At 63.4% G+C, this 11,018-nt stretch carries 10 protein-coding genes; 1 reads left to right on the forward strand and 9 read right to left on the reverse strand.

The genetic code is table 11. From position 1 onward, the window contains the following. The first annotated feature begins 60 nt into the window (after positions 1-60). Positions 61-516 carry a DUF721 domain-containing protein gene (locus ACF8GF_RS11990; protein ID WP_392487964.1) on the forward strand — a complete coding sequence of 152 codons (456 nt, stop codon included), beginning with the start codon at positions 61-63 and terminating at the stop codon, positions 514-516. A 47-nt stretch (positions 517-563) separates the two neighbouring features. Here the strand turns inward: ACF8GF_RS11990 and lpxC are convergent, their stop codons facing one another. The 9 genes from lpxC to murD all read right to left on the reverse strand — a co-directional run bounded on the left by lpxC (position 564) and on the right by murD (position 11,012). Beyond that, positions 564-1,475 (reverse strand): UDP-3-O-acyl-N-acetylglucosamine deacetylase, encoded by a 912-nt coding sequence (gene lpxC / locus ACF8GF_RS11995; RefSeq protein WP_003251873.1) that lies wholly within the window; start codon positions 1,473-1,475, stop codon positions 564-566. A 112-nt stretch (positions 1,476-1,587) separates the two neighbouring features. Further along, a complete protein-coding gene (gene ftsZ / locus ACF8GF_RS12000; protein WP_003251871.1) occupies positions 1,588-2,784 on the reverse strand; it encodes a cell division protein FtsZ in 1,197 nt (398 codons plus the stop codon). A gap of 55 nt (positions 2,785-2,839) precedes the next feature. Beyond that, positions 2,840-4,102, reverse strand: a complete 1,263-nt coding sequence (ftsA, locus tag ACF8GF_RS12005) for a cell division protein FtsA (protein WP_003251867.1) — start codon at positions 4,100-4,102, stop codon at positions 2,840-2,842. Positions 4,103-4,116: 14 nt separating this feature from the next. Next, on the reverse strand, positions 4,117-4,986 hold the full coding sequence (locus tag ACF8GF_RS12010; RefSeq protein ID WP_176682615.1) for a cell division protein FtsQ/DivIB: 870 nt from the start codon (positions 4,984-4,986) through the stop codon (positions 4,117-4,119). Between the two features lie 5 nt (positions 4,987-4,991). After that, positions 4,992-5,948: a D-alanine--D-alanine ligase gene (locus tag ACF8GF_RS12015; protein ID WP_021784157.1), complete on the reverse strand. Its 957-nt coding sequence runs from the start codon at positions 5,946-5,948 to the stop codon at positions 4,992-4,994. After that, the gene (gene murC / locus ACF8GF_RS12020) at positions 5,945-7,393 is read right to left on the reverse strand and encodes a UDP-N-acetylmuramate--L-alanine ligase (RefSeq protein ID WP_176682614.1); all 1,449 of its coding nucleotides are present in this window, start codon (positions 7,391-7,393) and stop codon (positions 5,945-5,947) included. The genes ACF8GF_RS12015 and murC overlap by 4 nt, the downstream gene beginning before the upstream one ends. Further along, positions 7,386-8,465 carry an undecaprenyldiphospho-muramoylpentapeptide beta-N-acetylglucosaminyltransferase gene (murG, locus tag ACF8GF_RS12025; RefSeq protein WP_176682613.1) on the reverse strand — a complete coding sequence of 360 codons (1,080 nt, stop codon included), beginning with the start codon at positions 8,463-8,465 and terminating at the stop codon, positions 7,386-7,388. Before murG ends, murC begins: the two co-directional genes overlap by 8 nt. Continuing rightward, positions 8,455-9,669: a putative lipid II flippase FtsW gene (gene ftsW / locus ACF8GF_RS12030; protein WP_218115239.1), complete on the reverse strand. Its 1,215-nt coding sequence runs from the start codon at positions 9,667-9,669 to the stop codon at positions 8,455-8,457. The genes murG and ftsW overlap by 11 nt, the downstream gene beginning before the upstream one ends. Next, a complete protein-coding gene (gene murD / locus ACF8GF_RS12035; protein ID WP_209969721.1) occupies positions 9,666-11,012 on the reverse strand; it encodes a UDP-N-acetylmuramoyl-L-alanine--D-glutamate ligase in 1,347 nt (448 codons plus the stop codon). The genes ftsW and murD overlap by 4 nt, the downstream gene beginning before the upstream one ends. Positions 11,013-11,018: the final 6 nt, after the last annotated feature.

The raw sequence follows: 11,018 nt of genomic DNA on the forward strand, positions 1-11,018 counted from the left end.
GAGGCCGGCACAGGCAACGGAGATGTTAGACTGTGCCCACGTCACCTCACGCGTACCCCCATGGCCTATAAACCCTCCCCCGCCCAGCCGCCCTCCGCCCTGCTGCGCCAGGTGCGCCCGCTGCGCCTGCTACTGAACCAGGCCGAGCGCCTGGAGCACTTGCAGCGCCTGCTGGAAAGCCAGTTGCAACCGGCTGCCCGCGAGCACTGCCATGTGGCGTCCTGGCGCGATGGCACTTTGTTGCTGGTGGTAACCGACGGCCACTGGGCAACCCGGCTGCGCTACCAGCAGAAACGTTTGCTGGCGGCACTGCAGGCCATGGAAGCATTCGGCAACCTCAGGCGCATCCTGTACAAGGTACAGCCGCCGCTGGTGCCGGCCAAGCGTGGCGGGCATGCTGCCGAGCTTTCGAACAGTGCGGCCGAGAGCCTGCGCGACACCGCCGAGGGCATTACCGACCCCAAACTGCGCGCAGCACTGGAACGGTTGGCCGCCCACGCCCTGGTCAAGCCATAGAAAAGGCCACCCGAAGGTGGCCTTAATGAACTAGAGAGTGTTCGAACTTACACGGCCGCAACAGGGCGCATGTACGAGATCGGTGCCGTACTGGCATCTTCGAAAGTGACCACTTCCCAGGCATCGGTTTCAGCGATCAGCTTGCGCAACAGCTGATTGTTCAGCGCGTGGCCGGACTTGAAGCCCTTGAACTCGCCGATCAGGCTGTTGCCCAGCAGGTACAGATCGCCGATGGCGTCGAGGATCTTGTGCTTGACGAATTCGTCTTCGTAACGAAGGCCGTCTTCGTTGAGCACGCCGTCCTCATCGACCACGATGGCGTTCTCGACACTGCCACCCAACGCAAGGTTGTGCTTGCGCAGGTACTCGATGTCACGCATGAAGCCAAAGGTACGCGCGCGGCTGACTTCCTTCACGAACGAGGTGCTGGAAAAGTCGACGCTGGCGCTCTGGGTCCGGTTGCGAAGCACCGGGTGATCGAAATCGATCTCGAAGCTCACCTTGAATCCTTCGAAAGGCAGGAACGTGGCGCGCTTGTCGCCCTCCTCCACGGTAACCTCACGCAGGATGCGGATGAACTTCTTGGCTGCGTCCTGTTCTTCCAGGCCGGCAGACTGAATCAGGAATACAAAAGGACCGGCGCTGCCATCCATGATCGGCACTTCCGAGGCGGAGAGCTCGACGTAGGCGTTATCGATGCCCAGACCCGCCATGGCGGAGAGCAGGTGCTCGACCGTATCGACCTTGACGTCACCGTTGACCAACGTCGTCGACATGGTTGTCTCGCCGACGTTGGCCGCACGCGCAGGGATCTCGACCACAGGGTCGAGGTCGGCGCGGCGGAAGACGATGCCGGTGTCAACAGGTGCAGGCTTGAGGGTCAGGTAAACCTTCTCCCCGGAGTGCAGACCGACACCTGTGGCACGGATGGTATTCTTCAGGGTGCGTTGTTTAATCATGGCATTGGCCGCTTCAGCGCAAATTGCGAACAGGTATCAACAAAGGCTGGGGATGATAACAGACCCAACCTTTGATGAATACCAATCACCTTTATACCCCTGATAAATTCCATTAATCAGCCTGACGACGCAGGAATGCCGGGATATCGAGGTAGTCCAGGTCATCCTGAGGGTTCAGTTTAGCGGCTGCGGCAGCACCTGCATGCGCCTGGTTGCGCATGACGGTCGGGCGCTCCAGGTCACGGTAGTTGACCGCTGGCTGCTCCTGGCGCACCGGCGCAGGATTGGACGCTTCGTACGCCTGCTGGGCAGTCTGCAGGGTGTTGTCGACGACCTTCACAGGCTTCTCGATGCGTGCACCCAGACCAGTGGCCACCACGGTCACGTGCAGTTCGTCGCGCATGTCGGGGTCGATCACGGTGCCGACCTTGACCATCGCGTGGTCGGAGGCGAAGGCTTCGATGATGCTACCCACGTCGGAGTACTCACCCAGCGACAGGTCCGGGCCTGCGGTGATGTTCACCAGGATACCGCGGGCGCCCTGCAGGTTGACGTCTTCCAGCAGCGGGTTACGGATAGCTGCCTCGGTGGCTTCACGCGCACGGTTCGGGCCGCTGGCGCAACCAGTACCCATCATGGCCATGCCCATTTCACCCATCACGGTACGCACGTCGGCGAAGTCGACGTTGATCATGCCGGGGCGCTTGATGATGTCGGAGATACCGCGTACGGCACCGGCCAGTACATCGTCAGCCTTGGCGAAGGCGGACAGCAGGCTGGCATCCTTGCCCAGGATGGTCAGCAGCTTCTCGTTGGGGATGGTGATCAACGAGTCGACGCTTTCAGCCAGCATGCGGATGCCTTCATCGGCGATCTGCATGCGCTTGCGGCCTTCGAACGGGAACGGACGGGTCACCACTGCAACGGTGAGGATCCCCATTTCCTTGGCCACTTCGGCAATGATTGGCGCTGCACCGGTACCGGTACCGCCACCCATGCCAGTGGTGATGAACACCATGTTGGTGCCCTGCAGCACTTCAGCGATGCGCTCACGGTCTTCCAGCGCGGCCTGACGGCCGACTTCCGGATTGGCACCGGCACCCAGGCCCTTGGTCACACCCGTGCCCAATTGCAGGATGGTGCGTGCGCCAATGTTTTTCAGCGCCTGGGCATCGGTGTTGGCGCAGATGAATTCCACGCCTTCGATGCTGCTCTTGACCATGTGATTGACGGCGTTGCCGCCACCACCACCAACGCCGATCACTTTGATGACCGGGCTTTGCGGGACGTTGTCTACGAGCTCGAACATTTTCCCTCTCCTTACAGTTCTCTAGTTGTCGCGCCTACCACTACTGCTTTGAAACTTAGAAGTTGCCCTGGACCCATTTCTTGAAGCGTTCAAGCACTGGGGCCTTCGGTTCATCGCCATAGCTGTTGCTGCTGCTGTTGCTGTTACCGGTCAGGGCCAAGTCTTCGGACTGCTTCAGCAGGCCGTAGGTGAGCAAGCCCACACCAGTGGAATAGATCGGGTTGCGCACCACGTCGCTCAGCCCCCGAACGCTGTGCGGCACGCCCAGGCGTACCGGCATGTGGAAGATTTCCTCGGCCAGTTCCACGGCGCCTTCCATCTTCGCGGTGCCGCCGGTGAGGACGATGCCAGCGGGCACCAGGTCTTCGTAGCCGCTGCGGCGCAGTTCGGCCTGGATCAGGGTGAAGAGCTCGTCGTAACGTGGCTCCACCACCTCGGCCAGGGCCTGGCGCGACAGCTCGCGCGGTGGACGATCGCCCACGCTCGGCACCTTGATGGTCTCGCCAGCGCCAGCCAGTTTGGCCAGGGCGCAGGCGTAGCGGATCTTGATTTCTTCGGCGTACTGGGTCGGGGTACGCAGGGCCATGGCGATATCGTTGGTCACCTGGTCGCCAGCAATCGGGATGACCGCCGTGTGGCGGATGGCGCCCTCGGTGAAGATGGCGATGTCGGTGGTGCCGCCACCGATGTCCACCAGGCACACGCCCAGCTCTTTTTCATCATCGGTCAGCACCGAGTAGGCCGAAGCCAGCTGCTCGAGAATGATGTCGTCGATTTCCAGGCCGCAGCGGCGCACACACTTTTCGATGTTCTGGGCGGCGTTGACCGCGCAAGTGACCACGTGAACCTTGGCTTCCAGGCGCACGCCAGACATGCCCAGCGGCTCGCGCACGCCTTCCTGGTTGTCGATCACGTAGTCCTGCGGCAAGGTGTGCAGCACGCGCTGGTCGGCCGGAATCGCCACGGCCTGGGCAGCGTCGAGTACGCGCTCCAGGTCGGCCAGGCTGACCTCGCGGTCACGAATGGCGACGATGCCGTGGGAGTTCAGGCTGCGGATGTGATTACCGGCCACACCGACGAACGCCGAGTGGATACGGCAACCGGCCATCAGTTGCGCCTCTTCCACGGCGCGCTGGATCGACTGCACGGTGGACTCGATGTTCACCACCACGCCTTTTTTCAGGCCACGGGACGGATGGGTGCCGATCCCGACGATTTCCAGGGTGCCGTCTTCGCCCACTTCGCCCACCAGCGCCACCACCTTGGAGGTGCCAATGTCCAGCCCGACGATCATTTTGCCGCTATGCGCGTTTGCCATGGTCCTGCCTCTCTCTAATTCTTCGCAACGGCGGGTTGGGCCGTCGTCGGTGCAATCGGTTCCCGCCAACCAACGGCAAGTCCGTTGGAATAACGCAGATCAATGCGGGCGATAGTGGTGATCTGGTCTTTGAGTGTCTTGTCGTAAATGGCAATGAAACGGCGCATCTTCTCCACCAGATGATCGCGCCCCAGCAGCAACTCGATGCCTGGCCCGGCACTGCTCGCACCGGTGGTCAGGAACCAGCTGCCTCGCTCGCGCAGCTCCAGGCGAGCGATGGAAAAGCCCAAGGGGCGCAGCATCTGGCTCAGTACCTGATACTGCTGCATGACTTGTTGCTGAGCACGCTGCGGCCCGGCCAGCTGCGGCAGGTGCTCATAGTTGGCCAGCTCGCGCGGGGTGAAAGCCTGACCCTGGTTGTTCAGCAGGGCTGCATCACCCCAGCGTGCCACCGGCAGCTGTTCTTCAAGGCGGATCACCACCTCGTCGGGCCACACCCGGCGCACTTCGGCGTGGGCGATCCACGGCATCTGCTCGAGCTCGGCCCGCATCGCCGGCAGGTCGACGCTGAAGAAGCTCGCCGCCACATAGGGCGCGATACGCTGCTGCACCGACTGCTGACTGATGTAGCTAAGGTCGCCCTGCACATCGATCTTGGTGATCGGGCGGTCGGCGTACGGCATCAGGCGAACGGCACCCTCATAGGCACCAAAGCCGGCCGCCACCAGCAACACCGGCCACAGCAAGCGCTTGAGGCCGCCCAGGCTTGGCCGAGGCAGGCGCGCCGATACGGGCTCGTCGGCCACCAGCCGGCTGGCACCACGCGGCACCGGCTTGCTACGGCCGGTAACGGGTTGCTGCTGACGTATCATTGCGCCTTGCATGGTTATTAACCTCGCGTCGCCACGCTTTCGGCCAGGATTGCCAGCACCAGTTGCTGGAAGTCCAGGCCAGCCGCGCGGGCCGCCATGGGCACCAGGCTATGATCTGTCATGCCCGGTGCAGTGTTGACTTCGAGCAGCCAGAACCGGCCCTGCTCGTCCTGCATCACGTCCAGCCGCCCCCAGCCCTCGATGCCAATGGCATTGCAGGCGCGCGCGGTCAGGTCGATCAGTTCCTGTTCCTTGACGCTATCCAGCCCGCACGGGATGCGGTACTGGGTATCGTTGGCGATGTACTTGGCGTCGTAGTCGTAGAACACGTGCGGCGTACCCAGGGCGATCGGCGGCAGCACCTGGCCGCGCAGTACCGCGATGGTGAACTCCGGACCGTGGATCCACTGCTCCACCAGTACCTGGGAATCGTATTTGGCGGCGTCCTGCCAGGCGGCGACCAGTTCCTGGGCGCTGTTCACCTTGGCCATGCCGATGCTAGAGCCTTCATGGGCGGGTTTGACGATAAGTGGGAAGCCCAGTTCCGTACTGGCCTGCAAACAATCGCTTTCGCTCGCCAACACTGCGTGGCGTGGTGTGGGAATGCCCAGGCTCTGCCACACCTGCTTGGTGCGCAGCTTATCCATCGCCAGCGCTGAAGCCAGGATGCCGCTGCCGGTGTAGGGGATGCCCAGGCACTCCAGCAAGCCTTGCATGCTCCCGTCTTCACCGCCACGGCCGTGGAGGATGATGAAGGCGCGGTCGATCTTCTCGCTTTGCAGGCGCGCGAGCAGGTCGTCACCGACGTCGATGGCGACCACGTCGACACCGGCAGTGCTCAGTGCATCAATCACTGCGGCGCCGGACTTCAACGACACCTCTCGCTCGGCGCTCTTGCCACCGTAAAGCACAGCGACGCGGCCGAACGCCTTGACGTCCAGGGTCGAGTGCAGCTTGTCGTAGGCGCTGGTCATTTCGACTTCTCCTGCTTGGCGCCTGCGAACAGCGGGCTTTTCATCAACTGCGGGGCCAGGCCGCCAACATCACCGGCACCCTGGCAGAGCAGGATGTCGCCAGCGCGCAGCAGTGGCTTGACCAGCGGCGCCAGCTCGGCGCCGCGCTCGATATAGATCGGGTCCAGCTTGCCGCGCTGGCGGATGCTGTGGCACAGCTGACGGCTGTCGGCACCGGGGATCGGCTCTTCACCGGCCGGGTAGACCTCCATCAGCAGCAGCACGTTGGCATCACCCAGCACCTGGACGAAATCGTCGTACAGGTCGCGGGTGCGGCTGTAGCGGTGCGGCTGGTAGACGATCACCAGACGGCGGCTTGGCCAGCCACCGCGTACAGCCTTGATCACCGCAGCCACTTCGGTCGGGTGATGGCCGTAGTCGTCGACCAGCATCACACTGCCGCCTTCGACCGGCAGCTCACCGTACACCTGGAAGCGACGGCCGACACCCTGGAAGCCGGACAGGCCCTGGATGATGGCCTCGTCAGTAATGCCTTCGTCAGTGGCGATGGCAATGGTGGCCAGGGCGTTGAGCACGTTGTGGTTGCCGGGCATGTTCACGGAAACCTCCAACGGCTCGCGATCACGGCGCAGCACGGTGAAGTGGGTCTGCATGCCCTGCTGACGCACATTGATGGCGCGGATGTCGGCCTCTTCGCTGAAGCCGTAGGTCACGGTCGGGCGCTTCACCTGCGGCAGGATCTCGCGAACCACCGGGTCGTCCAGACACATCACCGCCAGCCCATAAAACGGCAGGTTGTGCAGGAACTCGACGAAGGTTTTCTTCAGCTTGTTGAAGTCACCTTCGTAGGTCGCCATGTGGTCGGCATCGATGTTGGTGACCACGGCCACCATCGGCTGCAGGTGCAGGAAGCTGGCATCGCTTTCGTCTGCTTCGGCGATCAGGTAGCGGCTGGTGCCCAGCTGGGCATTGGTGCCGGCAGCGGTAAGGCGGCCACCGATGACGAAGGTCGGGTCCAGGCCACCTGCGGCGAACACTGAAGCCAGCAGGCTGGTCGTGGTGGTCTTGCCGTGAGTACCGGCAACGGCCACGCCATGGCGGTAACGCATCAGCTCGGCGAGCATCTCGGCACGCGGCACCACCGGAATGCGCCGTTCCAGGGCGGTGGCGACTTCCGGGTTGGCCGGGTTGATGGCGCTGGACACCACCAGCACATCGGCGGTGGCGGCGTTCTCGGCGCGGTGGCCGACGAAGATCTCGGCGCCGAAGGACTCCAGGCGCTCGGTAACCGGCGAGGCCTTAAGGTCCGAACCGGACACTTCATAGCCCAGGTTCAGCAAGACTTCGGCAATACCGCACATGCCAACGCCGCCGATGCCGACGAAGTGAATGCGGCGAATACGGCCCATCTTCGGCTGGGGCATGGCTTTCTGGCTCTCAACCATGGGCCACCTCCAGGCAGATATCGACCACGGTGCTGGTTGCAGCAGGTTTGGCCAGGCGCCGTGCGGTGCCAGCCATGACGTTGAGTTTCTCGGGTTGCATCAGCACCTCGTTCAGGCGTTCAGCAAGTTGCGCTGCGCCAGTTGTCGCTTGTGGCATCAGGAAGGCAGCGCCTTCGCGGGCCAGATATTGGGCGTTGTGGGTCTGGTGATCGTCGATCGCATGGGGCAAAGGCACCAGCATCGAAGGCAGGCCTGCTGCCGCCAGTTCGCTGACGGTCAGGGCACCGGCCCGGCACACCACCAGGTCGGCCCAGCCATAAGCTTGGGCCATGTCTTTGATGAAGGGCTCTACCTGAGCCGCGACACCCGCCTCGTGATAACGCTCGGCGGTGATCGGCGCGTGTTGCTTGCCGGCCTGGTGGAACACCTCTGGCCGCAGCGCGGCGGGCACTTCGGACAGGGCCTTAGGCAACAATTTGTTCAATGGTTCCGCACCCAGGCTGCCCCCCAGCACCAAAAGGCGTGCACGGCGCTCGCCCAAGGGCGCACGTTGCGCGTCCATGAAGAGTTCCGGGCGCACCGGGTTGCCGGTGGTGCGACGTTTGTCGCTGGCCTCGAAGGTGTTCGGGAAAGCTTCGCAGACCCGCGCCGAGAGTGGCACCAGCAACCGATTGGCGGTACCGGCCCTGGCGTTCTGCTCATGGATCACCAGTGGCACGCCGCACAGCCGCGCGGCCACGCCGCCGGGGCCGGTCACATAGCCGCCAAAGCCCAGGACACATACGGGCTTGAGCTGGCGAATGATGCGCCGTGCCTGCAGTACGGCCTTGACCAAGATGAAAGGCGCCTTGAGCAACGACAGCTTGCCCTTGCCACGCAAGCCGCTGACCTGAATCAGATGCAATGGCAAACCCGCCTGCGGCACCAGTTCGTTCTCGATGCCACGCGGGGTGCCCAGCCAGTGCACGCTGTAACCGCGCGCCTGGAACTCACGGGCGCAGGCCAGCGCCGGGAACACGTGCCCCCCGGTGCCGCCGGCCATGATCAATACATTTTTGCCTTCAGCGGCCATGACTGGTCTCCTCGGCAAAATCGCTTTCGCTGAATTCGTGCTCCTCACTGCCCAGGTGCGTGCGGCTCTCCCACTCGATGCGCAGCAACAGGCCCACGCAGGCGCAGCAGATCACCAGCGAGCTCCCCCCGTAACTGAGAAACGGCAGGGTCAGGCCCTTGGTCGGCAGCAGGCCGACGTTCACACCGATGTTGATCAGGAACTGGCCAATCCACAGGAAAGCCAGGCCGAACGCCATGTAGGCGGCAAAGAACTGTTTGGCTTTTTCGGCCCACAGGCCGATGTAAAGGGCGCGCACGGTGACAAACACGAACAGCGCGACGGTCAGCAGCGAGCCGACCACGCCCAGTTCTTCCGCCAGGACCGAGAACACGAAGTCGGTGTGCGCTTCAGGCAGGTAGAACTGCTTCTGCACACTGTTGCCCAGGCCAACGCCCAGCCACTCGCCACGGCCAAAGGCAATCAGTGCCTGGGTCAGCTGGTAGCCGGAGCCGAACTGATCGGCCCAGGGGTCGGTGAAGGTGATAAGGCGCGCCATCCGGTAGGGCTGCGCCTGCACCAGGACAAATACCGCCAGCACCGCCAGCACCACCATCAGGCTGAAGCGGAACAGCCCCACCCCTCCCAAAAACAACATGGCCGCCGCCGCGCCCATCATCACCACGGTGGCGCCGAAGTCCGGTTCCATCAGCAGCAAGGCGGCCATGGGCAGCAGCACGATGAACGGCTTGAAGAAGCCCATCCAGGTTTCGCGCACCTCGGTCTGTCGGCGTACCAGGTAGCCGGCCAGGTAGATGACCACGAACACCTTGGCGATTTCCGAAGGCTGAACGTTGAAGAAGCTGAAACCGATCCAGCGCATGGAGCCGTTGACTTCACGGCCAATCCCCGGCACCAGTACCAGTACCAGCAGGCCGAAGGCGCCAAGCAGCATCATGAAGCCCATGCGCTGCCAAGTGGCGATCGGCACCAGCAGCGTTGCACCACAGGCCACCAGGCCAAGGAACACGTACACCAGGTGGCGGAACATGTGATATAGCGGGTTGCCGGACTGTACAGCAGCCACTTCCGAGGATGCCGAAGTGATCATCACCAGGCCCAGGCCCAGCAAGGCCAGGCAACCGGCGAGCATCGGGAAGTCCAGGTCGATGCCACGGCCGCTGATCAGCGGCGACGGGTAGGGCTTGAAGATGCCGAAGATCATGCAAGACCTCCCGCTGCCTGGGCGAACAGGCGCCCGCGTTCCTCGAAGTTCTTGAACATGTCAAGGCTGGCGCATGCCGGCGACAGCAGCACGGCATCGCCGGCCCGGGCCAGCTCGGCACACTGCTGTACGGCATCGTCAAGGGTCTTGACCCGAACCAGTGGCACAGCATCGCCCAACGCCTCGGCCAGGCGCTCGGCATCACGGCCAAGCAATACCACGGCGCGGCAGTAACGCTTGACCGGCTCGCGCAACGCAGTGAATTCGGCACCTTTGCCATCACCACCGGCGATCAGCACCAGCTTGCCTTCGATATCGGCGCCCAGGCCTTCGATGGCGGCCAGGGCAGCACCGACGTTGGTGGCCTTGGAGTCGTCGTACCAGTTAACGCCGTTACGCTCGCGCACCCACTGGCACCGGTGGGCCAGGCCACTGAACTCGCGCAGGGCCTCGAGCATCGGCTCGAACGGCAGACCGGCAGCATGGCCCAAGGCCAGTGCTGCCAGGGCGTTGCTCTGGTTGTGGGCGCCGCGAACCTTCAGTTCGCGCGCCGGCATCAATGCCTGGAACTCGAACGCCAGGTATTTTTCACCACCCACTTCGCGCAGGCCAAAGGCTTTGAAGTCCGGCTGGCCGAGGCCGAAGGTCCAGCATGGGCGGCCCTCCACGGGCAATGGCCGGCTGAGGGCATCCTGACGGTTCACCACCACCTGCCTGGCCCCGCGGAAGATCCGGTGCTTGGCCAGGTGGTAGGCCGGAAGGCCGCTATAGCGGTCCATGTGGTCTTCGCTGATGTTCAGAACGGTCGCCACTTCGGCGTTGAGCTGGTCAGTGGTTTCCAGCTGGAAGCTGGAAAGCTCCAGCACGTACAGTTCGATGTCATCGGCCAGCAGGTCGAGCGCCGGGGTACCGAGGTTACCGCCCACGGCCACGCGTTTACCGGCCTTGGCGGCCATTTCACCGACCAGCGTCGTGACGGTGCTCTTGGCGTTGGAACCGCTGATGGCAATGATCGGCGCCTTGGCATGGCGAGCAAACAGCTCGATGTCGCCAGACAGCTTCACGCCACGCGCGGCCGCCTGCTGCAAGGCCGGCGTGGCCAAGGCCAGACCGGGGCTCACGTACAACTCGTTGGCGCGGCACAGGAAGTCCACGTCCAGTTCACCACAGCGCACTTCCACCTGCGGGTAATCACGGCGCAGGGTTTCCAGTTCCGGCGGTTGCTCGCGGGTATCGGCGACCGCAAAGGCAATGCCCCGGCTCGCCAGGAAGCGAACCAGGGACATGCCGCTCTTGCCGAGGCCGACAACGATGCGGAATTGGTCGGAAGCGATCAAAGACACGCTCAT

The sequence above is a fragment of the Pseudomonas sp. yb_5 genome, from assembly GCF_043103865.1.
GTDB lineage: Bacteria > Pseudomonadota > Gammaproteobacteria > Pseudomonadales > Pseudomonadaceae > Aquipseudomonas > Aquipseudomonas putida_Y.